Origin of the sequence: Sphingobium agrisoli (assembly GCF_041877245.1) — a bacterium.
Classification (GTDB): domain Bacteria; phylum Pseudomonadota; class Alphaproteobacteria; order Sphingomonadales; family Sphingomonadaceae; genus Sphingobium.
On record NZ_JBHDJI010000002.1, the window covers coordinates 408,716 to 434,278 of the forward strand.

Sequence of the window (25,563 nt, forward strand, 5' to 3'; positions counted from 1 at the left end):
TCAGTCGGCGCACCATTTGATCCGGTCGGCGGCTGCGCCCGGTGCGGCGGGGTCGGAGCGCGCCATCTGGCATTGCGCGATCGAAAAGGCGGAGCGATGCACCGCAGGCGCAGTGCGCGCTGACGGAGCGAGGGCCGGGCGCCCCTCTGGCGTCGGCGCCAACTGGCGCGTGAAATAGGGTAGTGGATCGACCGCAGCGCCGGCGATGCGATATTCAAAATGCAAATGCGGCCCGGTCGATCGACCGCTCGATCCCACACGGCCGATCAGCGTGGCGGCCGGCACCACGTCGCCCGCGCGCACAGCAAGCGCGGAGAGATGGCCGTATCGGGTGCTGGTGCCGTCGGGATGCATGATGTCGATCGCGAGGCCATAACCGCCACGATGACCCGCGAAAATCACGCGCCCAGCGGCGGCGGCAAAGACCGGCGCGCCGAAACGGGCGGCGAAATCGACCCCGCTGTGCCGCCGCGCCCTGCCGTCGAAGGGATCGTGCCGTGCGCCGAAGCCGGAATTCACTGGCGGAAGCAACGTCCGAGCGTGCGACCAATCGGCATGTGCCACAAGGGCAATAGTGGCGAAAAGCATGAGATGGAGGCGCATAGCCGGACGATGGCACGACTCGGCCAATGCTGTTTCAAATACACCCATGATGCACATTTATAAGGCGCGTCATAGAAAAATCTTTTACAATCATAGCGTTATTGTCGATGCAGCTGCGTAACATGTTTATAAAGCAATAAAATTTATGATGGGCTGGACGGATTGGACTGGCGGGCATCGTCTGGGTCTCATATGACATGCTCTGCCAACAATGAACAGTATAGCGGACGACGACTAGGGGACTGACATGAATTTGACAGAAAAGCGTATGCTGGAGATGCTCAAGAAAGGGCGCGACCATTATGGAGTTGTGGCGGTAAAGGCGGAATTCGAAGCCGAAGGCACGCGACCCGACGAACTGCTGCGCCTGCTGGATCTGGCACGACGCGCCGACCTCAAAGTCGCGCTCAAGATCGGCGGCTGCGAAGCGATTTCGGACCTGCTCGCGTCGAAGCTCTACGGCATCGACTATATCATCGCCCCTATGGTCGAAACGCCCTACGCCCTGTCCAAGTTCGCCGATGCGCGCGACAAGGTCTATGGCGATGCGCCGACCGACACGCGTTTCCTGTTCAATCTGGAAACCGAAACGACGCTCGGCTTCCTGAATGACATGTTGCCGACCGCCAAGAAGCGGCTGGACGGCATCGTCTTCGGCCGGGTCGACTTCACCCTGTCGCGCGGTTTGGCACGCGGCGCGATCAATACGCCGGAGATCACCCAGGCGGTGCTCCAGGTGGCCGAAGCCTGCGCCAGCAACGATCTGGAACTGGTCGTGGGCGGTTCGGTGGCGGTCGAGGCCGCGCCGGCGCTTCGCGCCTTCCGCAAGGTCCGGCTCGACCGGTTCGAGACCCGCAAGGTGATCTTCGACGGCGCGGCGGCGGAGTCTGTCGATTTCGAGGACGGCATCGCCAACGCCATGGCGTTCGAACTGGCATGGCTGGAGAACAAGCAGGCCTATTACAGCGCGATCAGCGCCGAAGACCAGGCCCGCATCAAGATGATGCGTGACCGGATCGCCACGGCCAACAGCGGCGCCATCAAATCGGTCGCCGCCTGATAGGATAACAATGTCCCTGCACCGGCAGGTCGCCGCGCTGATGCACAGCGTGGCGGCCGATATCATAGTTCCCCGCTTCCGCACCCTCGCCGCCCATGAAATCGCCGACAAGGGCGCGGGGGAAATCGTCACCTCCGCCGACCATGATTCCGAGGCGGCCCTGCGCGATGGCCTCGCCCGACTGGATGCGGACGCTCGCATCATCGGCGAGGAAGCGTGCGAGGCCGACCCGTCGCTACTGGAGGGCATTGGATCGGGCCGCGTCTGGCTGATCGATCCTCTCGATGGCACCGCCAATTTCGCGGCGGGGCACGAGCCGTTCGGCATGATGATCGCGCTGGTCGAGGATGGCATACCGATCGCCAGCTGGATGCTCGCCCCGCTCAGCGGGCGGATGTGCGCGGCAGTGCGGGGCCAGGGCGCGACGCTCGACGGGGCGCCTGTCCGCGTGCGCTCGGAGGATCGACCTTCGCCGGTCGCGTCGCTCGGCACCCAGTTCATGGATGCAGAACGCCGCACAGCCGTGCATGCCGCGGTGGAAACCGCCTTCTCGCTGGAGCCCATTCCCCGTTGCGCGGCGGAAAGCTATCCCCGGCTGGTGCTGGGGCGCAACGATGTCGCGCTGTTCCAGCGCATTCTCCCTTGGGATCATGCGCCCGGCGTGCTGTTCCTGACCGAGGCTGGCGGCGTCGTCACCCATTGGGACGGCGCGCCCTATCGGGTGGGTTCGTCATCCGCCGGCATATTGCTCGCCAATTCGCGGGAGGCTTACGACCGGCTGCGGAATGCGCTACCGCTCTCGCTGTTACCAACCGTTTCGCGCCGGGACTGATTCATGATTTCTCCACGCTTGCTTCTGGGGTCCGGTGCGGCCCTCTCCCTCTTATGCGGCGCGCTGCCGGCGCAGGCGCAATTGACGCCGCCGCTGAATGGGTCCACCCGCAGCGATGACAGCGCAGGCTCCAGCCGCGCACGATCCGACGTGGCAGTGCCCGGTACAGGCTTCGAGCCGGCCGTCATCAGCACGCCGCAGCCCGCCACCCTGGCGGCGCCGACGTTGTGGCCCGACACGCAGGCGACAGAGCGGCCCGAACCGCCCAAGCCCGTGCGTGTCGCCCCGCCCAACGAGTTCGAGTCCTATGTTTCGGACATCGTTGGCAAGCCGTTGCGACGCTTCGGATCGGACATGCTCGTCCCCGAGAGCCGCGATTTCACCGCCCCATCCACGACCGCGGTGCCCGACGACTATCGGCTCAACCCAGGCGACCGGCTACGGATCGACCTGTCGGGCAGCGTCCAGGCGAATGGCGTCGTGCTGACGATCGACAGCGAAGGCCGCATCTTCGTGCCCAAGGTCGGGCCGGTGAGCGTGGCGGGGGTGCGCTACGGCGACGTACGCGAGGCAATTGCGCGGCAGGTTTCGCGCCAGTTCCGCGATTTCGACCTTCAGGTCTCGATCGCGCGGCTGAAGGGACTGACCGTCTATGTCACCGGCTTTGCCGAGCGGCCCGGCGCTTATACGGTCAACAGCCTTTCGACGCTGGTGAACGCCGTGCTGGCGGCGGGCGGGCCGAGCGCGGGGGGCAGCTTCCGGTCGATCCAGCTGCGGCGCAACGGCGCCTTGGTCTCCGACTTCGACTTGTATGACCTGTTGCTGCGCGGCGACAAGGGCGGTGATGCGGCGCTCCAGAATGGCGATGTCATCCATATCGCGCCGACTGGCGCGCTGGTCGCGGTGATCGGCAGCGTCAATCGCGAGGCGATCTACGAGGTTGGCCCCAACGAGACGGTGGAGACAGCATTGCGCTATGCCGGCGGCACGTCTTCGGTGGCGGACGCCACGCGGCTGCTGCTGTTCGACTCGCTCGGCCGACGCGAGCTTGGCTGGCAGGAACTGGCACCCGCCGAGGCCCGAGACCGCGTCGCCCAGCGCGGTGATGTGATCCGCGTCCTGTCCGACATTGGCATCGCCCGCCCGATCGGGACGCAGCCGGTGCTCATCACGCTGAGCGGCGAGGTCGCCAAACCGGGCCGTTACTATGTCGCGCCGGGCACGCGGTTGTCCGATGTGGTCGCCCAGGCGGGCGGGCTCACTCGCGATGCCTTCCCCTATGCCAGCGTCATCACGCGGCAGAGCGTGAAGGCGCAGCAGAAAGAGAGCTTCGACCGCGCCGTCAAGGATATGGAGCTGTTGCTCAGTACCCAGCCGCTCGTATCGGTGAACCGGGCGCAGCTCGCGACCGAGGGCAACCGGCAGCTGATCCAGTCGGTGGTGGCGCAGATGCAGACACGCGAGCCGACGGGGCGCCTGGTCTTCGATCTGCCGGTCAGCGCCGCTCAACTGCCTGGCGACCTGATCGTGGAAAATAACGACAGCGTCTATGTGCCGACACGGCCAGTGACGGTCGGCGTGTTCGGGGCCGTGCCGACGCCTGCCTCCTTCGCCTATGACAGCGGCCGCACGATCGGCGACTTCGTCAAAAGCGCGGGCGGCATCCAGAAGCTGGGCGACAAGAGCGAGATTTTCGTCGTGCGCGCGAATGGCACGGTGATCGCGAACGGACGATCGACCCTCAGGGCCAGCGCCCTGCCCGGCGATCTTGTCTTCATTCCTGTCAACGCCGATCGTGGCGAGTTCTGGGCGCGATTGCGGGATATCAGCTCCAGCCTGTTCGGCGGAGTGATCGGTGCGGCATCGGTCGCGGCGGTGGTGAAATGAGCCTGGTCGGGCGATCAAAGCGATGGGTGGCCGACGCGCGCCGCCGCCGGATTGGTTATGCTGCCGCAGCGGCGGTCGCGGCGTTGTTCTGCGTCGTGCCGCAACCCTATGTCGCCCGCGCCAAGATCGTGCCGCAGGACAGCAGCAGCATCGGCATCAATTCGATGATCAATGCCCTGGGGGGCCAGATTGGCAGCTTCGCCTCGCTGCTGGGCGGCGCGAAGCAGCCGATCGACCTGTATCTCGCGGTCGCTCGAACGGGAGAGGTTCGGGACATCGTCATCCGCTCGCTCAAGCTGGATGCGCCGGATGCCTATGGATCACCGACCGCCGCCGCGAAGGCGCTGAAGCGGAAGGTCGATGTTCATTCGCTCATCGGCGGCATCATCGAAGTCGAAGCGCGCACCCATGATCCCGAGGAGGCGCAGAGGCTTGCCAAAGCCTATGTGGGCGCCATCACCGATCGGCTCAACCGCCTGGGCAATGAGCGCGTGCTCCGCAAGCGCAGCGTGGTCGAGAAGCGTTTTCGCGAGGCAGCCGAGCGGGTCGGACGGGCCGAAGCGGCGCTGAACGCCTTTCGCCGCAACAACAATCTCGCTGCGCCCGAAGCGCAACTGGGGGCCGAATTGTCGCTGCGCGCCGGGTTGCAGGCGCAGTTGCAGGCCAAGCTGGTAGAATATCAGACGGCGCGCCAGTTTCAGGGCGATGAAAATCCGGAACTGAAGGCACTGCAATCGGAGATCGGGTCGCTCCGCGCGCAGATCGCCAGCAGCGCCGCGCCGCGCACGGGGGCCGCTGGCCCCAATGTCGCCGGCCTGTCCGAGGTGTCCGGCCGCTATCTCGACCTTTATCGCGATTATCGGTTCGCGCAGGCGCTGTACGAAGTCTATTCCCGCTCGTCCGAAGAAGTTGCTGTGGAAGCATTGGCGGCCGAGACCGCGTCCGACGCGCAACTGGTCGAAGCGCCCCGGCTCGACATTGATCGCAAGTTCAACATTCCCGCCGTGGCGGTGCTGGCGCTGATCCTTTTGCTTGCCTTCTTCACCGAGATCTATGCGCCCTCGACCGGTATCCGCCTGCCACTTCTTTCGCCCCGGAACGACGAGCGATGAACGCGCCTGAACTGTCGATCGTCATTCCCTGCTATAATGAGGAGGAGAATGTCCGGGGCATATGCGCCGCTGTCGCCGCCGAGGCGGAAGCCCATGCGGCAAGCTACGAGATCATCCTGATCGACAATCGATCGATCGACGCGACGCGCACGATCATCCGCGAGATCTGCGCCGAAAATCCCAAGGTCCGGGCGATTTTCAACAATCGCAACTATGGCCAGATGCGCTCCCCCACCCATGGCGTCTATCAGGCGCGGGGGCAGGCCGTGATTGGAATGTGCGCCGACTTCCAGGATCCGCCGGCAATGATCGGCGAGTTCCTGCGGTTGTGGCGCGGCGGCGCGAAGATCGTGCTGGCGCAGCGGCGACAGGAGCGCGCATCGCTGCTGCTCGGGCTGGCGCGACGTGTGGGCTATGGGCTGCTGGGTCGAGTGGCCGATTATCCGATTATCCCCAACGCCACCGGCTTTGGCCTGTTCGACCGCGCTGTAGTGGAGGAGCTCAAGCGCTGGAACGAGCCCGAGCCCTTCTTCCGGGGAATGGTCGTGGAAAGCGGCTTTTCGCTGGCGCTCATTCCCTTCGATCGGCCAGAGCGCGCGGCTGGCGAAACCAAGAACGGCATTCGCCAGCTCCTGTCCTTTGCCCTGTCGGGTCTTGCAGGATCGGCGAAGAAGTTGCTGCGCGTCCCGATATTGCTGTCGGTCTGGGTCGCGTTGGCCGCCGTCGCCCTGCTGCTGGCGACCATAGTGGCGCTTTTCGTGGATGGCCCGGTCTGGCCTCTTGTTGCTCTTACTTTGGGCGCGGGCATGTTTGCGACACTGCTGCTGTTCATTGGCCTGATCGGCGATCAGTTGCGCCTGATCGCCGAGCGGACGCGCGGCGTGCCGCTGGTGATCGAAGAGGAACGGTTGAACTTCGCGGAGCCGGCATGACCCGCCGGGCAAGCGCCCTTGTGATCGAATATGCGCTGGCGATGGCGGTCGTCGCCAGCCTGGCTTGGTGTGTCGCGGCCTTCAGGACGAACGGCTTCCTACCCCAGCCTTTCGTCATGGATACCAACGACACGTTCATGGACTGGTTCAACACCGCCTATTGGGCGAATCGGCCGGGCGCCTATGATGTCTGGAAGACGATCTATCCGCCATTGTCATTTGTTTTCCTTGATATTTTTACCCTGCCCGGCTGCTATGTGTCGTCGCCCTTCGCAGCGCGTGATTGCGACTGGCTGAGCCTGACGGCGATCGGGCTCTCATACCTTGCCAATATCATCCTGTTATGGATCGCCTTTCGCCGCAACGATCCGGCGAGCGCGCTGCCGCGCACCGTGGCGATGGGGCTGGGCCTGCCTTTGCTGTTTACGCTGGAGCGCGGTAACCTGATCCTGGTCGCGATGCCCGCCTTCATCCTGGCGCATGATCCGCTGGTGCGATCACGACTGGTCCGCGCGGTCGCCGCGGCGGTGACGATCAATTTCAAGCCCTATCTGCTGCTCCCCGCGATGGCATGGCTGGTGCGGCGCAAGTGGCGGTCTCTGGAATGGGCCGGACTTGCCACCATTGCGGTATATCTTGTGACTCTCGCCTTCGTCGGATCGGGCACGCCGGGCGATCTGGCGACGAACACGGTCGACTGGATCATCTTTCAGAGCGGGCAGGTGTGGAATGAGGTCAATTACGCGACCAGCTATGCGCCGCTGCTCACCATCCGCAAGGCATCGCCCCTGCCGCTGCTGGACTTCGTGCCCTCGCAACTGGTCGAAGGCGTAGAGTTTGCGGTGCCGCTGCTCATCAGGATGAGCCAGATCGTCGCCCTGTGCGCGCTGGCCGGCATTTGGTTGCAGCCCCGCGCGTCTAGCCATTCCAGATTGGCGTTGCTGCTGCTCGGCGCCTATCTGGTCACCCAGTCGCCGGGTGGTTATACCCAGATTTTCGTGCTTTTCCTGGTTATGCTGGAAAAATGGGAGGGGTGGGGGCCGAAGATCGCAATCGTCAGCGCCTATCTTCTGTGCCTGGTGGGAGACGTGCCGATTTCGACCATATTGGAGATTAAGACCAATGGCTGGCTGAGTGGACGGCCCGTGACGCCCAGTTTCGGCCTTGCCTATGGCCATTTCATCCGTCCCGGTTTGATGGTCGTCATATTGTGGGCGCTGGCCTTTGACACGATAACACGAGTCATCCGCGCCCATCACCAGCATCGCCCCAGCCTGGGACTTATGCCCGCATGATATCTTCCGCCGACCTCCTTGCAATGGACGCTGCACTCGCCCCGATCTGGGCGCGGCTCGATGGTGCGCGCATCTTCTTCACCGGGGGCACCGGCTTCATCGGCCGCTGGATGCTGGAGGCGCTTGCCCGCGCGCCGGTGAATGTCGAGGTGACGCTGCTAAGCCGCGATCCGGCGGGGTTCGCGGCGCGCGCGCCGCATCTGGCCGATCGCTTCGGCTTTCTGCGCGGCGACATTCAAAGCTGCCCGTCGCCGGCAGGAGATTTCACCCACATCATCCATGGCGCGACCGATGCCAGCGCGCAATTGACCGCGACCGACCCCCGCCGCATGTTCGACACCATATTGGACGGCACCCGCGCAATGCTCGACCTCGCGCATGAGCGGCAGGCGCGGATGTTGTTCATGAGTTCGGGCGCGGTCTATGGTGTGCAGCCCTGGGACATCAGCCATGTCGCCGAGGACTGGATCGGCGGACCTTCGGTGCGTGATCCCAAATCCGCCTATGCCGAAGGGAAGAGGGCAGCCGAGACGCTGTGTACCATCTATGCCCACCAGTTCGGGGTCGGCGTGGTAACCGCGCGCATCTTCGCGCTGCTCGGGCCGCTCCTGTCGCTCGATACCCATTTCGCGGCGGGTAATTTCATCCGCGACGCGATGGCCGGTCGCGCCATCGAAGTGCAGGGATCGGGGCAGGCGGTGCGATCCTATCTCTACGCTGCCGACCTGGCGGTCTGGATGTGGACCCTGCTCGCGCTGGGCGAAAAGGGCGGCGCTTATAATGTAGGGTCCGAGGAAGCGGTGTCGATCGCCGACCTCGCCCGCCGTACCGCGCGACTGCTCGGCGCGCCCGACGTCCGCATCCTGGGGCGGCCCGATCCGGGCTGGAACCCCGGACGCTATGTGCCCTCGACCGCGCTGATCCGAGAACAACTTGGCGTCGCCGCCACCGTCGATCTTGACGAGGCGATTCGCCGCACCGCAGCTTCCAACGGATGGAAACCATGACTCAAGTGAAACTTTCCGACTGGCTCGCCCACTGGCTGGCCGACCATGGCATCGAGCAGATATTCATGCTGACGGGCGGCGGCGCAATGCACCTCAACCACAGCATCGGTACGCATCCCAAGCTCAAGACGCTCTTCACCCATCATGAGCAGGCGTTGTCGATGGCGGCGGAGGCCTATGCGCGGCTGACCAACAAGCCGGCGGTGGTCAACGTCACCTCCGGTCCCGGCGGCACCAACGCGATCACCGGCGTTTATGGCGCCTATGTCGATTCCATCCCGATGCTGGTGATTTCGGGCCAGGTGAAGCGCGAGACGACGGTGCGGTCGAGCGGCTTGCCGCTGCGCCAGCTGGGCGATCAGGAACTCGATATCGAAGAACTGGTCCGCCCGGTCACCAAATATGCGGTGATGGTGAACGATATCCAGTCGATCCGCTATCATCTGGAAAAGGCGCTCTATCTCGCGACCAAGGGTCGGCCCGGTCCAGTATGGATCGACATTCCGCTGGACGTGCAGGCGGCCAAGATCGATCCCGAAACGCTGCCCGGCTTCGATCCCGCCGAATTGGAACGGCCCTGGCTCGACGCCGACCTTGGCCCGATTGCCCGCGACATCCTCGATCGGCTGCAAAAGGCGGAGCGGCCCGTCGTTTTTGCCGGCGGGGGCGTGCGCTTGTCGGGGATGCATCGCGAGTTCATCGCGCTGGTCGAGCGGCTGGGGGTTCCGGTCGTCACCGGCTGGAACGCGCATGACGTGCTGTGGAACGACCATCCGCTCTATGCCGGCCGTCCTGGCACCGTGGGCGATCGTGGTGGCAACATGGTGACGCAAAGCGCCGACCTTCTGCTGGTACTCGGCAGCAGGCTCAACATCCGCCAGGTAAGCTACAATTGGCAGAGCTTCGCGCGGGAGGCGTTCAAGATCTGGGTCGATATCGACCCGCTGGAATTGCGGAAGCCAACGGTCCAGCCTGACCTGCCGGTTGTCGCCGATCTCGCCGATCTGATCCCGGCGATGCTGGAGCAGGACTATGCCGGGCCGACCGAGCAGCATCGCGGCTGGCTGGAATGGGCGCGCGAGCGGGTCGCTCGCTTCCCCACGGTTCTGCCCGAATATCATGAGCATGGCCCGGCCAACCATCCCTACGTCGCGATGGACGCACTGTTCAAAGCGCTGGATGACGACGACATCGTCGTCACCGGCAATGGCAGCGCCTGCGTCGTCAGCTTCCAGTCGGCGCATCTGAAGCAAGGGCAGCGGCTCTGGACCAATTCCGGCTGCGCTACGATGGGTTACGACCTGCCCGCCGCGATCGGGGTGAGCGCCGCGATCGGACCTGACCGCCGAGTCATCTGCATCGCCGGCGACGGCAGCATCATGATGAACATCCAGGAGATGCAGACGATCGCGGGCTATGGCCTGCCGGTGAAGATATTCCTGATCAACAACGCCGGATATGTCTCGATCTTCCAGACGCACCGTAATTTCTTCAACGGAGTCGAGGTGGGCGGCGGCCCGAAGAGCAACGTTACCTTTCCCGATTTTGCCAAGGTGTCGGCTGCGTTCGGTTTTTCTTACCATCGTGCCGAGGGTCATAACGACCTTAGCCAAGCGATCGCCGACACGCTCGCCGCGCCTGGCCCTTCGCTTTGCGAAATCATCGTCGACGAGCATGTGTCCTTCGCGCCGAAACTGGGGGCGAAGGTGCATCCCGATGGCCGCATCACGTCCCCAGCGCTGGAAGACCTGTCCCCCTTCCTTCCGCGCGAGGTATTGCGCGAGAACATGGCGATCCCGCTGATGGACGAATCGTGAGGACAGCCGCCTTGAAGGCCGAAGGTCGTCCCCTGCGCTTCCTGATCGCAGGGGGGCTCAACACCGCGTTCGGGCTTGGCCTCTATCCGCTGTTGCTGTTCGTCTTTCCGCTGCTTCAGACGCGCTACATGCTGGGCCTGCTGATCGCGCAGGCGATCTGCCTGTGTTTCGCGTTTACGACATACAAGCTTGGGGTGTTTCGCACCCGAGGCAATCTCCTGCGAGAGTTTGCCGCTTTCTCGAGCTATTATCTTTTCAACTATGCGATCAACTGGGGCGCCTTGCCGTTACTGGTCGAAGCGGGCGGGCTTTCTCCCACTCTTGCCCAATTCGCCTTTTCGCTATTATTGGTGATCGGCAGCTGGTTCTGGCACAGCCGCATTACGTTTAGGCAGGGGGGTTGAAACTATGACGTTACCGGCGCTGCGCGATCGCGCTTGCCCCTCCTGTGGGTCGCGCGCCGGAACGACCGAAGTTGCCTGTCCCGATGATGTCGAGGCCAAGACGGTCGATCAGCTGCGCTCCTACTGGTATGGCCTGCATAAGGAAAAGCATTTTTTCCCGTACAAGCGCTGCGCGCAATGTGCCCTGCTCTACAATCCGGTCTTCTTCGACGACAGCCAACTCGCCGACCTCTACAGCAACATGCCGCCCAATATGGAGCTGGTCACCGAAACCGCGATATCGGATACCCAGCGCGGCTATTTCGCAGCGGCGGCCAACCAGAAGCTCCCGACCGGCGATTATCTGGAGATCGGGCCGGATGTCGGCCATCTGGTGGGACAGGCTGTCGAGCATGGCGGTTTCGAGCATTTCTGGCTGTTCGAGCCCAACCGGGCGGTGCATGACTCCCTCCGCACGGCGGCGGGCGACCGGCCCTCGACCATCCTGACCGACATGACCGATCTGTCGCCGGTTCCCGACGGAAGCGTGTCGCTGGCGGTGATGATCCATGTGCTCGACCATCTGCTCGATCCGCTGGCGATGCTCAAGACGATTGCGGCCAAGCTGACACCCGGCGGCCGATTGCTGATCGTCACCCATAATGAAGGATCGCTGCTGCGTCGCGCGCTCGGCCGCCGCTGGCCGCCCTTTTGCCTTCAGCATCCGTTGCTCTACAATCCCGAGACCATCGAGCGGCTGCTCGTCCATGCGGGCTTCGGCAAGGTGGATGTCAGCGCCAGCACCAATCATTTCCCGATCGCCTTCCTGGCGCGCCAAGCGGCGCAGGCGGCAGGCATGTCGCTGCCCGAATGGGTGCCGCTGCCGAGGCGCGCGATCGGGCTGCGCCTCGGCAATATATTGACTTTGGCTCAGGCGGGGAGCTGAACCGGCGCGCGGCCCGCCAGCGCGCTGTAGGCTGCAATCTGCTCCAGCGTCACAGTGCGTGCGTCCTCTCCCCCGCCGACCCGTTTGTGCCAGTCGACGATCCAGTCGATGGTTTGCGCCAACCGCAGCGCAGGCTGCCAGCCGAGCGCCGCGCGGGCGCGCGAGCAATCGAGCCGCAGCAGCCCCGCCTCGTGCGGGCGCGGCCCTTCGTCTAGGGTCGGCGGCGCGGCGCCGTCGCTCCAGGCGGCGCGCATCCGGTCGACGATCCAGCTCACTGGGCGCGCATCCTCGTCCGCTGGGCCGAAATTCCAGGCGTCGGCAAAGCGCCGCTCGCCCGCCAGCAACCGCTCCGCGATCATCAGATAGCCGCCCAGCGCCTCCAGCACATGCTGCCAGGGGCGCACCGATCCGGGCGAGCGGATGAGCGGCGGCACGCCAGCTTCGAAGGCGCGGACCAGATCAGGGACGAGGCGGTCGGCCGCCCAGTCGCCGCCGCCGATGACATTACCCGCGCGCACCGACGCGAGCGCCGGGCCGCTTTCCTGAAAATAGGAGCGCCGCCAAGCCGACACGACCAGTTCGGCGCAACCCTTGCTGCTGCTATAGGGATCGTGGCCACCCATCGGGTCATTTTCCCGATAGGGCCAATCCCATTCCCGGTTCTCGTAGCATTTGTCGCTGGTGACGCAGACGATGCCGGCGACCCCGCCGACCTGCCGCGCTGCCTCCAGCAGATGGACGGTGCCCATCACATTGGCGGCATAGGTTTCGATCGGCTGTTCGTAGGACAGCCGGACGAGCGGCTGCGCGGCGAGGTGGAAGATGACTTCCGGCTGCGCCTTCTCGACTGCTGCGCGCACGGCGGCGGGATCGCGCACGTCGCCTTCCACATGGTCGATCAACTCGCCGAGTCGCGCCGCGTCGAACAGGCTGGGGTCGCTCGGCGGAGGCAGGGAGAAGCCCGTGACCTTCGCGCCCATCGCACAGAGCCAAAGCGCGAGCCAGCTCCCCTTGAAGCCGCTGTCGCCGGTGACGAGAACGCGGCGACCTGCCCAGGCGGGGGTCACCAGCGCTTCCACGGCGCTTCTCCCGATTGCCAGAGTTGATCTAGATGCATCTTGTCGCGCAGTGTGTCCATGGGGTGCCAGAAGCCGTCATGACGATAGCCCATCAGGTCGCCACTGGCGGCCAACGCCTCCAGCGGGCCGGCTTCCCACACGGTTTCCGGACCGTCGACCAGATCGAGTACGCTCGGGTCGGCGACGAAGAAGCCGCCGTTGATCTGCCCGCCGTCGCCGGCAGGCTTCTCTTTGAAGGCCACGACCTTGTCGCCATCAAACTCCAGCGAGCCAAAGCGGCCCGGCGGGGTGACGGAGGTGATCGTCGCGCGCCGTCCATGGGACTGATGAAAGCGCACCAGATCAGCCACATCGATATCCGCCACCCCGTCGCCATAGGTGAAGCAGAAGGGCTCACCCGGTTCCAGATAGGGCCGGATTGCCGCCAGACGCCCGCCCGTCATCGTGGTAGCGCCCGTTTCCACCAGCGTGATGCGCCACGGTTCGCTGCGGGTATGATGGATTTCCATGCCATTACCGCTCCGCAGATCGATGGTCACGTCGGCGGTGTGAAGGAAATAGTTGGCGAAATATTCCTTGATCAGATAACCCTTGTAACCAAGGCAAATCACAAAGTCATTGAGGCCCGCCGCCGAATAGATTTTCATGATGTGCCACAGGATCGGCATACCGCCGATCTCGACCATGGGCTTGGGCCGGACCGCCGTTTCCTCACCGAGCCGGCTGCCAAGGCCGCCGGCCAAAATCACAGTACGCATTAATCCTCCCGGAACAGGTGTCTTGCATGCAGACGGAGCTAGCCCGCTTATTCCGTCCAGGAAAGCCCGCGCGCGCCGGGAGATACGAAAAGCTGGCGCTGGTCGCCATCCTAATTCTGTCGGTTGGGCTGCGATTGTGGCATATCGACTTCGGCCTGCCGGCGCTCAATGATCCCGATGAGCCGCTGTTCGTGATGAACGCGCTCGACATGCTGCGCGAACATCGGCTCAACCCCGAATGGTTCGGCCATCCCGCGACCATGCTCTTCTACGCCCTGGCGCTGATCTTGGTGGCGGTCGGCTGGGTCGGTACAGTCCTGCACCTGTGGCCCGGCGCGGCGGGCTTCGCATCGGCCGTCTATGCCGACCCGTCGATTGTAATCCTGCCGATGCGCGTGTTCATCCTGATGACCGGGGTCGGCTGCATCTGGCTGACCTGGCGGATCGGGCGCGAGGCGGTGGGGCCAAGGGTGGGCCTCATCGCGGCGGCGCTGCTCGGCTGTAACGGTCTCCATGTCGAATTGTCGCAGGTCATCCGCACCGACATGCTGGCCAGCCTGTTCATGCTGTGGAGCAGCCTCCATGCGATGCGGGCCGCACGCTCCGGCGCGGTGCGCGACCTCGTGCTGGCAGGGCTGTTCGTCGGCCTTGGCGGCGCGACCAAATGGCCGGCGATGCTGTTTGCGATCAATGGCGCGGGCGCGGTGCTGCTGCGGTGGCGGGAGGCTGGGTGGCGGCGAACCCTGCTGCTGTTGCCGATCGTGCCGGCCGTCGCGCTGATCGCGTTGGTGGCCGCGTCGCCCTATCTGCTGCTCGACCATGCGACGGTGGTGCGCGACCTCAGCGGCGAGGCGCGTCCGGTCCATCCGGGGTCGACCGGCGGCGGATTCGCGCAGAATCTTCTCTGGTACGGGCGGCATGTGCTGCTCTCGGGCTTTGGCGTCGTTGGTACGGCGCTGGCTGCGATCGGGCTGGTTCTCATCCCGTTGCGCGCGCGCATACTTGGCATTGCCGGGCTTCCCGGCGCGCTGCTGTTCCTGCTGGGCATTGCCGTGCAGGCGCTGATCTGGGAGCGCTGGACCGTCCCGGTGCTGCCTTGGATTGCGCTCGCGGTGGCGGTCGGGCTGAATGGGGCGATCGAATGGCTGCGGCCGGCGTGGCGACCGGCGGCGTTTGCCGGCGCGATAGCGCTCCTGCTTTTGCCGATGCTGCACGCGACCATGCTTCGGACGACCATGCGGGCGCATGACACGCGCCAGATCGCTAGCCGATGGGTACAGCAGCATGTGCCGCCACAGGCGTCGCTTCTGATCGAGGATGCGTCGTTCGACCTGCTCAACCGGCCGGGCGCAGTGCTCTTCCCGCTCGGCTATGCCGGCTGCGTCAATGTCCGACTGATATTGGGGGCCAAGCCGAAATATCAGCAAATCGGCAAGGAACGATCCGGCAAGGCAATCGTGGATGTGGGCAATGTCGCATCCGAGAGGCTGGCAGGGTGCCGCGCCGACATCGCCATCATCACCCATTATGACCGATACCGAAACGAGGCGGAACGCTTCCCGGAGCAGTTGATCCCCTATCAGCGGCTGCTGCGGGGCGGGCGCACTTTACTCGTCGTCAGGCCGCAACCGGGGCGGATCGGCGGACCCGTCACACGGGTGGTCCGCCTTCGACCGGCAACGGCAGGGTGACGGCGAAGACGCTGCCCTCGCCAGGATTGCTGGATTTGAGGCGGATGTCGCCGCCGTGCAGCGCCACCAGTTGTTTTACCAGAGCAAGCCCGATGCCAAGCCCGTCCTGAGACGCGCCGTCGCCGGGGCGCACTTGCGCGAACAGATCGAAAATCCGCTCCTGCATGTCCGGCGGGATGCCGATGCCGCTATCGGCGACCTCGATGTCGGCGCAATCGCCGTCCGCGCGCAGTGTCAGACGCACCGCGCCGCCAGGGGGGGTATATTTGGCGGCGTTGTTGAGGAGATTGCTGACCACCTGGGCGATGCGGCTATGGTCCGCCTCGATCCAGACCGGCTCCTCCGGCATGTCGATCGTCAGCGAATGGCCGCCAGCGTCGATTGTCGGCTGGCTCGCCTCCACCGCAAAGGCGAGGGCGTCCTGAAGCACGATCCGGTCCTGGCGCAGCGATATCTTGCCCTGGTCGATGCGGGCGATGTCTAGCAGATCCTCAACAAGGCGCGAGAGATGATGGACATGGCGATCCATCCGCTGCCTTATGTCGCGCGCGGCCTCTGTCCCCTCGCGGCGTTCGAGCAGGTGAAGCCCCGCGCCCAGCGCCATGATCGGGTTTCGCAATTCGTGGCCCAAGATGGCGAGAAACTCATTCTTGCGTTGGTGTGCGCCTGCCAATTCCTGTGCCAGACTCGCCAGCTCGTCGCGCTGCGCAACGATCTGGCGGCGCTGTTCATAGAGGTCGAAAAAGACGTTGGTCTTGGAGCGTAAGATGTCGGCGTCGATCGGCTTCTGAATGAAATCGACGGCGCCGGCTTCGTAGCCGCGGAAGCGCCGCTGGCGATCGGCGCTGCCGGCGGTCAGGAATATGATCGGGATATGCCGTGCGCGCGCATGGCCACGCATGAACTCCGCCAGTTCGAATCCGTCCATGCCGGGCATCTGCACGTCCAGCAGCGCCAGCGCGACGTCGTGCACCAGCAGCAACTCCAACGCCTCCTCGCCCGATCGCGCCTTGAGGCAATGCAGCCCGTCGCGCCGCAGCAGCGCTTCGAGCGCGAGCAGATTTTCGTCGAGATCGTCGACCAGAAGGAACTCGATGGGAGGGGCGTCGCACGTCATCGGGCCGGTAGTCCCATGAGGTAGGAAGAAATAGCGTCGAGCGTCATCGTTCGCGCAGCTGGACAAGCAGCAAGCGCCGCCGCCGGCATCGCGGGCATTTCAGCCGTGGCGGGTTCCTGCACGATGGCAACGCCGCCGGCGGCCGCCACGGCACGCAACCCGGCCGCCCCATCCTGATTGGCGCCGGTCAGGATGATCGCAGCGAGGGAGGCTCCATAGGCGTCGGCGGCAGTTTCCAGCAGAGCATCGATTGCCGGGCGGCTATGGTTGATCGGCTCGTCACACGACAGGGCCACCGTCCGATCGGCCTCGACCAGTAGATGATAGTCGGATGGCGCGAAATAGATGGTGCCGGCAGAGACCGGTTCCTTGTCCTCGGCTTCCTTGACGGGCAGACGGCAACGGTCCTGAAACAGGGCAACGAGTGCATTGCCACGATCGGGGGGGACATGGACGACGATGAGGATGGGCACGGCGAAAGCCTGCGGCAAGGGCGGCAGGACATGCAGCAGCGCCTGCACCGCGCCCGCCGAAGCGCCGATCGCCACGGCCTCGATTGCCGCCGCCGTCATGGCTCGCGCCTCTGGTAGATTTTTTCTTCCTGCACGAAATCGGCGAAGGCGTCGGCATGGCTGGAAAACCTCAGGCTTTCCTTCGAGCCCAGCCCAAGAAAGCCCTTGCGCGCCAGCGAGTCCCGGAACAGACCGAGCGCCCGGTCCTGCAACGCCCGATCGAAATAGATCAGGACGTTGCGACAGGATATGAGGTGGACTTCGGCGAAGACGGCGTCGGTCACGAGGCTGTGGTCGGAAAAGACCACATGCGCGCGCAGGCTTTTGTCGAATATGGCGCGGCCATAATCGGCGGTATAATAATTCGACAGCGACGTGCGCGCGCCCGATTTCTGGTGGTTCTCGGTGAATTTTCGTATTTCGTTGAGCGGATAGACCCCCGCCTCCGCCGCCTTCAGCGCCTCCGGGTTGATGTCGGTCGCGTAGAAGATGGTACGGTTGTCCAGCCCCTCCTCGCGGAACAGGATGGCGAGTGAATAAAGCTCCTCGCCATGGCTGCATCCCGCGACCCAGACCTTGAGCGAGGGGTAGGTTTTGAGATGCGGGATCACCTTCTCGCGCAAGGCACGGAAATAGGACGGGTCGCGGAACATCTCGCTCACCTGCACGGTGAGATAGTTGAGCAACCGAGACAGCATCGCCGGATCATGGAGCAACCTCTCCTGCATCGCGGAGATGCTCTCGAAACCCAGCTGCCCTCGCGCCTGAAGCAGCCGCCGTTTGATCGAGGCGCGCGCATAATGGCGGAAGTCGTAATGATAGCGCCGGTAGATCGCCTCCAGCAGCAATTCGATCTCGATATCCTCGACGGGCGCTGTCACTTGATCCATGGCTCAGCGTGGCATCCAAACGCGGACGAGGGAGAGTAGTTTATCCACATCGATGGGCTTTGCCATATAGTCGTTCGCGCCCGCCTCCAGGCAACGTTGCTGGTCGTCGGGCATCGCCTTGGCGGTCAGCATGACGATGGAGAGCGACTGCCAGCGCGGGTCGTGCCGGATCGTACGAGTGGCGGTCAGCCCGTCCATCACCGGCATCATCACGTCCATGAGGACGAGGTCGATCCGCTTGCCCGGATCGGCGGCGGACGCATCCAGCGCCTCAATCGCCTCTTGCCCGTTGCGCGCGATCTGGACGATGGCGCCGCGCGGCTCCAGCACGCTGGTCAGCGAATAGACGTTCCGCACATCATCCTCGACGATGAGGATGCGGCGCCCCTCCAGCGCCGCATCGCGATGCCGCGCTTTTTCGATCAGCTTGCGCTGCTCGGTCGGCAACTCGGACACGACCCGGTGCAGGAAGAGCGATACTTCGTCTAGCAGCCGCTCGGGCGACTTCGCGCCCTTGATGATGATCGAGCTGGAATAGCGGCGCAGGCGCTGTTCGTCGGCGCTCGACAGATCGCGGCCGGTATAGACGATGACCGGCGGGAAGCCGTGATCCCCCTCCTCGCTCAGCGTTTCGAGCAGGCTGTAGCCCGAGGCGTCGGGCAGCGACAGATCGAGCACCATGCAGTCATAGCTGTGCTGGCGCAGTTGTTCGAGGCATTCGGCCGCCGTGCCCACGCCCACCGTCTCGACATCGCCCGACTGGAGCAGCCGGCCGATGGCGTCGCGCTGGACGGCATCGTCCTCGACGATGAGAACGCGGCGCATTCGGGTTTCGAGCTTTGCTTGAAGGCTTTCGAGCACATCGGCCAGCTGCTCGCGCCGCACGGGCTTGGTGAAATAGCCGATCGCTCCGAGCGCCAGCGCGGTCTGACTGTGATCGGCGGCGGACACGACATGGATAGGGATATGCCGCGTATCGTCGTCATGCTTCAATCGATCGAGCACGGTGAGACCGGACTGGTCCGGCAGGCCAAGATCGAGCACGACGGCGCTTGGCTTGAAACTGCGGGCAAGCTGGATGGCCTCCTCTGCCGTGCCGGCGATGATGCACTGAAATCCCAGGTCGCGCGACAGGTCACGGACGATCGAGGCAAAGACTTGGTCGTCCTCGATCACGAGCAGAAGGCGGCGGCCCTCGGCGAGCGAGTCGCGGTCGTCGTCGGCCGGCCAGTCGGCCGATATGTTCTGCGAGGGTTCCGCTTGCTTGGATGAGGGCGGTAGCGAGGGTTGCGCTGCTTCCGGTGGCGGGACGGCGGTGGCGTCATAGGCGATCGGCACGACCAATGTGAACCGGCTGCCCTTGCCCTGCTCGCTCACCAGCCCGATCCGGCCGCCGAGCAAGCGCGCCAGCTCGCGCGAGATGGAAAGGCCAAGGCCGGTGCCGCCATAGCGGCGGCTGATCGTGCTGTCCGCCTGATGGAAGGCGGCGAAGATGCTTTCCTGCTGTTCGGGCGATATGCCGATGCCGGAGTCCGACACTTCAAGCGCGAGATGATTGGCATCCGGTCGCGACAGGGCCAGACGCACGTGTCCACGTTCTGTGAATTTGAAAGCGTTGGAGAGGAGATTCTTCAGAATCTGCTCCAGCCGCATGCGATCGGATTCGAACTTGGCGGGCACGTCGCCAGCGACATCGACTTCGAACGCAAGGCCCCGTTCGTCGGCAACCGGCTGAAACAGCTGGCGGAGGTCGCCGGTCAGCCGCTGCACCGACAGAAGTTCCGGCTGGATCGTCACATGTCCCGCCTCGATCTTCGACAGGTCGAGGATGTCGTTGATGAGCGTGAGCAGGTCGTTGCCCGAGGATTCGATCGTGCGGGCATATTTGACCTGGTCTGGGGTCAGCGTGCCTTCCGGATTGTCGCCCAGCAGCTTGGACAGGATCAGCAGCGAATTGAGCGGCGTCCGCAATTCGTGCGACATGTTGGCGAGAAAATCGGACTTATACTGGCTCGCCTGCTCCAGCTCGCGCGCCTTCGTTTCCAGCGCCGCGCTCGCCCGCTCCAGATTGTCACGTTGCGCTTCGAGCGTCTGCGCCTGCTCTTCGAGCTGGCTGTTGGTCTGTTCCAGCTCGACCTGTTGCTGCTCAAGGCGAACCTGCGATTCCTTGAGCGCACGGCCCTGTTCTTCCAACTCCTCATTAGAGACACGCAGTTCTTCGCTCTGCGCCTGGAGTTCGCCGGCCTGCCGCCGGGTCTCCTCCAGCGCGTCCTGAAGCCGCATACGGAAGCGCGCCGAGCGGAGAGCAATGCCGATCGCGGCGGCCGACTGATCGAGCAGGTCGAGATGCAGCGGGCTGACCGGGTCGAAGAATCCCAGTTCCAGCACGGCATTCACCACCTCGTCCGCCTTGGCGGGCAGAATCAGCAGGTGGCGGGGTTTGTCGCGGCCCAGCGCCGAGCCGATGCTGAGATAGCCATCGGGTATGTCGTGCAACAGAGTCGGGCGTCCCTCGGTGGCCACCTGTCCCAGCAACCCCTGCCCAAGCGCAAAGGATGCCGGCACATCGGCCTCGTCCAGCACGCCCAGAGTGGCGGTACGGTTGAAATGGCCCTGCTCGCCCTTGAACACGGCGCCGGCGCGCGCGCCGAGGTAGGAGGAAAAGAAGCCCAGGATCGCCTGCGACACATCCTCCACCGACTTGTCGCCGCGCATTGCATCGGCCAAGCCCACCTGTCCCGCTTGCAACCAGACCTGCCGCGCCCGCGCACGATGGGCGCGGCGCAGCAGGATGAAGATAGCGACGGTAAGGACGGCGCCAAGAAGCGCCGAGACGATCGCGCTCATTATCGCGTTGCGCGAAGCGGCGTTCATCTCCTCGATGCGTAGCTGGCGCAGCCGCCCTTCCTCCTGCGCCATGGTCGTGATCTGGGCGCGGATGGCGTCCATTTCGACCTTGCCGCGATCCGTCGCAACGATGGCGAGCGCCGCGCTGAATCCCTGGGCACGGCGCAGGTCGATCGTCTGGCGCAGTTCCGCCAGCTTGGCGTCGATATGGCGGCGCAACAGCACCAGATTGGCCTGTTGCGTCGGATTGTCGCGGGTCAGATTCCGCACCGTGTCGAACTTCTCTCCGACCGCCGCCGTGGCGCTGCGATAGGGTTCGAGATAATTGTCCGCGCCGGTCAGCAGATAGCCGCGCTGGCCCGCTTCGGCGTCCTGTGTCGCGGAGAGAAGATCGTCGAGCGCGATCAGCACCATATGGGTATGCCGGATCGCCTCGTTGCTGGCGCCAAGCGTCTCTATGTTGCGATATGCGGTTGCGCCGCTCAGGAAGAAGAAAAGGAGGCCGAGCGTCAGACCCGCGATCGACCAGAGGCGCGCGCTCAAGGACTGGGCGCTCAAAGCTGTGCTCGTCCTTTGTCGCTGGTCTGGCGGATTGACGAACGCGCAGAGCGCCGAGCGCAGAGCATTTGGCTGCGGCGGAGGTTGTTGTCATTGTTTGCTGTCGGGGTTTGCCCCGCTCTCGCGGCCTTTGCCACTGTCACCTAATGGTCTCCGTATCGGCGCCTTGCGCCACTCACGACGGAGCGGTGAAAAACGACCCCCCTTGCCCAGACGGGCACTAAGCAGGGAAAATGCTGATCTCGCGAAAAGTTCCAGAGAAATTTGGGTCCACGCGAATTTTCATGCTGGCCGCCGTTTCGCGCCGCACGCGCCGGCGTCTGGGAAGAGGGATTGCTCTGTTCCCGGAAAGGAGGAAAGATACCGCAATATGCCATATTAGACCGGAGCAGGCCCTTCCATGACCGACATCGTCCTGCATGGCTATTTCCGTTCGAGCACCTCATACCGAGTGCGGATAGCGCTCAATCTCAAGGGCTTGGCCTACACCAATGTCGCCCATCATCTTCGCAAGGGCGAGCAGCGCGCGCCTGGCTATCTCGGGCTGAACCCGCAGGGGTTGGTGCCGGCGCTGGAGATCGACGGCGTCACGCTGACACAGAGCCTGGCGATCTGCGACCATCTGGATGAGCGGTTTCCCGAGCCGCCACTGCTGCCCGCCGATCCCATCGCTCGAGCCAGGGTTCGCGCAGCGGCGCAACTGATTGCCTGCGACCTGCATCCGGTGCAGAATCTCAAAGTGCTCGAACGTCTCAAGCAACATGGCCTGCCGCAGGATAAGGTGACGGCCTGGGCCGCAGAGGTCAATCGCGACGGCCTTGAGGCATTCAACGTGCTGATCGCAGCGCAGCCGGGCCCATTTTGCTTTGGGAACCGGGTCACGCTGGCGGACATCTGCCTCGTGCCGCAGCTCTTCAACGCCCGGCGTTTTGGGGTGGATGTTGTCTGGCCGCGCATCCTGGAGGCGGAGCGCGCCTGCCTCGCCTTGCCCGCCTTCCGCGACGCCGCGCCGGAAAATCAGCCAGATGCGGAGTAGGCGATTGCCTACCCGCGTATCTCGGCGCGGCAGGTTCCAAAGCCGATCGATACAAATCCGTCGGCGCGCGCGCGGGCGGACAGGATGATCTCGTCCCCGTCCTCAACGAAGGCGCGTTCAGCCCCGTCAGGGAGGCGGATGGGCGTCTTGCCCGCCTGGCTCATCTCGAACAAGCTGCCGCAGCTATCCTGCGTCAGGCCGGAAATGGTGCCGGTGCCCAGCAGATCGCCCGGCTGGAGGTTGCAGCCGTTGGAACTGTGATGCGCGACAATCTGCGCAGGGGTCCAGTACATTGACGTCGCCGATCCGTTGCTGATCCGGTGCGGCGGCAACGCCTGCGTGCGCATCGCGGCGGAGAGAATATGAACCTCCAGGTCGACATTGAGCGCTCCGGTGGCCTGATCGTCTTCGTTCCAGAGATAATCGAGCGGCTTCGGATCGCCTTCCGGCCGCGGAGGCTGCGCCACCCGGAACGGAGCAAGCGCTTCGGCGGTGATGATCCACGGCGAGATGGTCGAATGGAAATTCTTCGCGAGGAAAGGGCCGAGTGGCTGATATTCCCACGCCTGAATGTCGCGGGCGGACCAGTCGTTGAGCAGGCAGAAGCCCGCCACATGATCGGCGGCCTCCGCGATCGGGATCGGCTGGCCGAGCGCGTTGCCGGGGCCGATCCAGACGCCCATCTCCAGCTCGAAATCGAGCCGGCGCGAGGGAGCGAACGTCGGCGCATCCTGATCGGGCGCCTTGACCTGTCCATGGGGGCGGCGCACCGGCTCGCCCGACAGACAGATGGAGGAGGCGCGGCCATGATAGCCGATCGGCACCCATTTATAGTTGGGCATCAGCGGATTGCCGGGACGGAGCATCGACCCGACATTGCGGGCATGATTGATGCCGACGTAGAAGTCCGAATAGTCGCCGATCCGCGCGGGCATATGCAGCGTGCAGGCGGCGGCACCATGAAGCGCCTGCGCCACGGACCGGCGCGGCTCAGCATCGCTGAGCAGGCGCGACAGGCTGCGGCGGAGCGCACGGCGGTCTTCGGCGGCAAGCGCGAAAAACGCGTTGAGACTGTCCGACGCCAGCGCCATGGCCGTAGCTGGCGGGAGCAGATCGCGGACGGCGCGCAGATCGAGGATTTGATCGCCGATCGCCGCCCCGATGCGTTTTTCACCGCCAGCAGGCGCAAAAACACCCAAAGGCAAGTTCTGCATCGGGAAATCGGGATGGCTGTTGGCGCTGGCGACCCAGCTGCGAAGGGCAGGATCATGGGTTTCGTCGATGATGGCGCTCATTGGGGCAGTGTCGCTTTCTTAAATCCGTTCCAGACAGCGTCATAATCGGGCTGAGCGCGGGCCAGGGCGTAGTCGGTCAATCGGTAGGGCCAGCAGCTTTCGACCATGAAGGCCATGGTCGCTTCTATCTTATGCGGCTTCAATTCAGCCTGGCTCGCCGCTTCCCAGGTCGCCTGGTCGGGGCCATGGCCCGCCATAAGATTATGGAGGCTGAGTCCCCCGGGCACGAAGCCATCCGCCTTTGCGTCATAGGCGCCGTGGATCAGGCCCATCGCCTCGCTCATGATGTTGCGGTGGAACCAGGGCGGGCGGAATGTATCCTCCGCAACCATCCAACGCGGCGGGAAGATCACAAAATCAGCGTTCGCTCGGCCCGGCGTGTCGGACGGTGAGGTCAGAACGGTGAAAATCGAGGGATCGGGATGGTCGAAGCTGACGGTATTGATCGTGTTGAACCGCGCCAGCGCGTAGCGGTAGGGGGCAAGGTTGCCGTGCCACGCGACCACGTCGAGCGGTGAATGATCCAGCATTGTGCGCCACAACACGCCCAGCGATTTCTGCACCAATTCGAACGGTTCGTCGCGATCCTCGAACCAGGCGACGGGCGTCTCGAAATCGCGGGGATTGGCCAGGCCGTTCGATCCGATCGGTCCAAGCTCGGGCAGGCGGAAGAGAGCGCCATAATTTTCGGCGACGTAGCCTTTTGCGGCGCCCTCCGGCAGCATCACCCGGAAGCGGACACCGCGCGGCACGACCGCGATATGCCCGACCGGCACTGCCAATTGCCCCAATTCGGTGAGCAGCAACAGCGCGCCCTTCTGGGGAATGAAAAGCAGTTCGCCATCCGCGTTGCAAAAGGCCCGTTCGGTCATGCCTCTGTTGGCCGCATAAAGGTGTATCGCCACGCCAGACATATGATCGGGCGACCCATTGCGCATCATGCTAGACATGGAATCGACCCAATCGGTGCCGGGCGCGCTATCTTCGATCGGTCCCCAACGCAGCCGGTTAGGGGGCAGAGGCGTATCGGGCGCGTTGGATGAAAATAATGTGGCGTCCGCATAAGGCTCGAAGGGTCCATGCTGCGCTGTGGGCCTCAGCCGATAAAGCCAGCTACGACGATTTTCAGCGCGCGGGGCAGTGAAAGCGGTGCCGGACAGCTGCTCGGCATAGAGGCCGAATGGCGGCCTTTGCGGCGAATTACGGCCGACCGGCAGAGCGCCGGAGATCGCCTCCGTCGAGAAATGACCGCCAAAGCCAGTGAGATAGGAGGCTGGATGCGACGTCATCTTCTCTCCAGTCGTAACATTTGAAACCTTTGCGTCTTCCTGCGCCTTGCTGGGGACAGTGTCAAATGTTACCAATGGTTATGACGGATAAAGTCCTGAAGCTCGAAGCCTTCCTGCCTTATCGCTTGTCTTACACCGCAGCGCTTCTCAGCGAACTGGTGACAAACGCCTATCGGTCGACGTTCGGCCTTACCATTCCAGAATGGCGGGTGCTGGCGCATGTCGCGGAACGGCCCGGCATATCGCAGCAGGAAGTCGGCCATCGATCGCGGATGGACAAGGTAACGGTCAGCCGGGCGGCGACAGCCTTGCACGGCAAGGGATTGCTCCAGCGAGATGCGAGCGCCGATGACCGCCGCGTGCTGAACCTCCGCCTCTCGCCGGCCGGCCGATCGCTGTTCGACCGGATTGCACCCGTGGCGCTCGATCTTGAAAGGCGCATCGCAGGGTCGTTGTCTCCCGACGAGATCGACCGCCTTCGCGACCTGCTCGGCCGGATCGATGCGGCGGCGTTGTGGCAGATCGGCGGGATGAAGGGTTATACTAAGGTGCGTTGAGGCTGACTCACGCGGGGGATTCCCAAGCTCGTGAAAATCTGATTCGACGTAGCAGGCACG

22 protein-coding genes are annotated in these 25,563 nt (G+C 64.1%); 13 read left to right on the forward strand and 9 right to left on the reverse strand.

The window, feature by feature from the left end; all coding sequences use genetic code 11:
* Nucleotides 1-519: a M23 family metallopeptidase gene (locus ACETPF_RS06315; RefSeq protein ID WP_373933487.1), complete on the reverse strand. Its 519-nt coding sequence runs from the start codon at nucleotides 517-519 to the stop codon at nucleotides 1-3.
* Between the two features lie 331 nt (nucleotides 520-850).
* On the opposite strand from ACETPF_RS06315, the gene ACETPF_RS06320 reads away from it, so the two are divergent.
* From ACETPF_RS06320 to ACETPF_RS06365, 10 genes are read left to right on the forward strand one after another with little or no spacing between them, the layout of a single operon-like run.
* Complete coding sequence (locus tag ACETPF_RS06320; protein WP_373933488.1) at nucleotides 851-1,663, forward strand: aldolase/citrate lyase family protein; 813 nt, start codon at nucleotides 851-853, stop codon at nucleotides 1,661-1,663.
* Nucleotides 1,664-1,673: 10 nt separating this feature from the next.
* Nucleotides 1,674-2,495: an inositol monophosphatase family protein gene (locus ACETPF_RS06325; RefSeq protein WP_373933489.1), complete on the forward strand. Its 822-nt coding sequence runs from the start codon at nucleotides 1,674-1,676 to the stop codon at nucleotides 2,493-2,495.
* Nucleotides 2,496-2,498: 3 nt separating this feature from the next.
* Nucleotides 2,499-4,382, forward strand: a complete 1,884-nt coding sequence (locus tag ACETPF_RS06330) for an SLBB domain-containing protein (RefSeq protein ID WP_373933491.1) — start codon at nucleotides 2,499-2,501, stop codon at nucleotides 4,380-4,382.
* Nucleotides 4,383-4,408: 26 nt separating this feature from the next.
* Complete coding sequence (locus tag ACETPF_RS06335) at nucleotides 4,409-5,494, forward strand: capsule biosynthesis protein (RefSeq protein ID WP_373933492.1); 1,086 nt, start codon at nucleotides 4,409-4,411, stop codon at nucleotides 5,492-5,494.
* Nucleotides 5,491-6,426 carry a glycosyltransferase family 2 protein gene (locus tag ACETPF_RS06340; protein WP_373933493.1) on the forward strand — a complete coding sequence of 312 codons (936 nt, stop codon included), beginning with the start codon at nucleotides 5,491-5,493 and terminating at the stop codon, nucleotides 6,424-6,426. Before ACETPF_RS06335 ends, ACETPF_RS06340 begins: the two co-directional genes overlap by 4 nt.
* Nucleotides 6,423-7,721 (forward strand): hypothetical protein, encoded by a 1,299-nt coding sequence (locus tag ACETPF_RS06345; RefSeq protein WP_373933494.1) that lies wholly within the window; start codon nucleotides 6,423-6,425, stop codon nucleotides 7,719-7,721. The genes ACETPF_RS06340 and ACETPF_RS06345 overlap by 4 nt, the downstream gene beginning before the upstream one ends.
* Before the next feature lie 23 nt (nucleotides 7,722-7,744).
* Nucleotides 7,745-8,728, forward strand: a complete 984-nt coding sequence (locus ACETPF_RS06350; RefSeq protein ID WP_373933495.1) for an NAD-dependent epimerase/dehydratase family protein — start codon at nucleotides 7,745-7,747, stop codon at nucleotides 8,726-8,728.
* The gene (locus ACETPF_RS06355) at nucleotides 8,716-10,545 is read left to right on the forward strand and encodes a thiamine pyrophosphate-binding protein (RefSeq protein WP_373933496.1); all 1,830 of its coding nucleotides are present in this window, start codon (nucleotides 8,716-8,718) and stop codon (nucleotides 10,543-10,545) included. The genes ACETPF_RS06350 and ACETPF_RS06355 overlap by 13 nt, the downstream gene beginning before the upstream one ends.
* Entirely contained in the window at nucleotides 10,542-10,949 is a 408-nt protein-coding gene (locus ACETPF_RS06360) for a GtrA family protein (RefSeq protein ID WP_373933497.1), read from the forward strand. The genes ACETPF_RS06355 and ACETPF_RS06360 overlap by 4 nt, the downstream gene beginning before the upstream one ends.
* Nucleotides 10,950-10,953: 4 nt before the next feature.
* Nucleotides 10,954-11,874, forward strand: coding sequence for a class I SAM-dependent methyltransferase (locus ACETPF_RS06365; RefSeq protein WP_373933498.1), 921 nt, complete (start codon nucleotides 10,954-10,956; stop codon nucleotides 11,872-11,874).
* On the opposite strand, the gene rfbG is transcribed toward ACETPF_RS06365, so the two are convergent.
* Together rfbG and rfbF are read right to left on the reverse strand one after the other, a co-directional pair.
* Complete coding sequence (gene rfbG, locus ACETPF_RS06370) at nucleotides 11,859-12,953, reverse strand: CDP-glucose 4,6-dehydratase (RefSeq protein ID WP_373933499.1); 1,095 nt, start codon at nucleotides 12,951-12,953, stop codon at nucleotides 11,859-11,861. The genes ACETPF_RS06365 and rfbG overlap by 16 nt on opposite strands.
* Nucleotides 12,938-13,711, reverse strand: coding sequence for a glucose-1-phosphate cytidylyltransferase (gene rfbF / locus ACETPF_RS06375; protein WP_373933500.1), 774 nt, complete (start codon nucleotides 13,709-13,711; stop codon nucleotides 12,938-12,940). The genes rfbG and rfbF overlap by 16 nt, the downstream gene beginning before the upstream one ends.
* 26 nt (nucleotides 13,712-13,737) lie before the next feature.
* Here rfbF and ACETPF_RS06380 point away from each other — a divergent pair, with 26 nt between their 5' ends.
* Entirely contained in the window at nucleotides 13,738-15,402 is a 1,665-nt protein-coding gene (locus ACETPF_RS06380; protein ID WP_373933501.1) for a glycosyltransferase family 39 protein, read from the forward strand.
* On the opposite strand, the gene ACETPF_RS06385 is transcribed toward ACETPF_RS06380, so the two are convergent.
* The 4 genes from ACETPF_RS06385 to ACETPF_RS06400 are packed head-to-tail and all read right to left on the reverse strand — an operon-like array spanning nucleotide 15,362 to nucleotide 21,326.
* Nucleotides 15,362-16,519: a hybrid sensor histidine kinase/response regulator gene (locus tag ACETPF_RS06385; protein ID WP_373933502.1), complete on the reverse strand. Its 1,158-nt coding sequence runs from the start codon at nucleotides 16,517-16,519 to the stop codon at nucleotides 15,362-15,364. The two genes, ACETPF_RS06380 and ACETPF_RS06385, sit on opposite strands and share 41 nt — an antisense overlap.
* The gene (locus ACETPF_RS06390) at nucleotides 16,516-17,091 is read right to left on the reverse strand and encodes a chemotaxis protein CheB (RefSeq protein ID WP_373933503.1); all 576 of its coding nucleotides are present in this window, start codon (nucleotides 17,089-17,091) and stop codon (nucleotides 16,516-16,518) included. Before ACETPF_RS06390 ends, ACETPF_RS06385 begins: the two co-directional genes overlap by 4 nt.
* Nucleotides 17,088-17,921 (reverse strand): CheR family methyltransferase, encoded by an 834-nt coding sequence (locus tag ACETPF_RS06395; protein WP_373933504.1) that lies wholly within the window; start codon nucleotides 17,919-17,921, stop codon nucleotides 17,088-17,090. Before ACETPF_RS06395 ends, ACETPF_RS06390 begins: the two co-directional genes overlap by 4 nt.
* Before the next feature lie 3 nt (nucleotides 17,922-17,924).
* A complete protein-coding gene (locus ACETPF_RS06400; RefSeq protein ID WP_373933505.1) occupies nucleotides 17,925-21,326 on the reverse strand; it encodes a response regulator in 3,402 nt (1,133 codons plus the stop codon).
* 400 nt (nucleotides 21,327-21,726) lie between these two features.
* Here ACETPF_RS06400 and maiA point away from each other — a divergent pair, with 400 nt between their 5' ends.
* The gene (gene maiA, locus ACETPF_RS06405) at nucleotides 21,727-22,362 is read left to right on the forward strand and encodes a maleylacetoacetate isomerase (protein ID WP_373933506.1); all 636 of its coding nucleotides are present in this window, start codon (nucleotides 21,727-21,729) and stop codon (nucleotides 22,360-22,362) included.
* 8 nt (nucleotides 22,363-22,370) lie between these two features.
* Here the strand turns inward: maiA and fahA are convergent, their stop codons facing one another.
* Nucleotides 22,371-23,657 carry a fumarylacetoacetase gene (gene fahA, locus ACETPF_RS06410; protein WP_373933507.1) on the reverse strand — a complete coding sequence of 429 codons (1,287 nt, stop codon included), beginning with the start codon at nucleotides 23,655-23,657 and terminating at the stop codon, nucleotides 22,371-22,373.
* On the reverse strand, nucleotides 23,654-24,946 hold the full coding sequence (hmgA, locus tag ACETPF_RS06415) for a homogentisate 1,2-dioxygenase (protein ID WP_373933508.1): 1,293 nt from the start codon (nucleotides 24,944-24,946) through the stop codon (nucleotides 23,654-23,656). Before hmgA ends, fahA begins: the two co-directional genes overlap by 4 nt.
* Nucleotides 24,947-25,026: 80 nt before the next feature.
* Between hmgA and ACETPF_RS06420 the strand changes: the two genes are divergently transcribed.
* Entirely contained in the window at nucleotides 25,027-25,503 is a 477-nt protein-coding gene (locus tag ACETPF_RS06420; RefSeq protein WP_373933509.1) for a MarR family winged helix-turn-helix transcriptional regulator, read from the forward strand.
* Nucleotides 25,504-25,563: the final 60 nt, after the last annotated feature.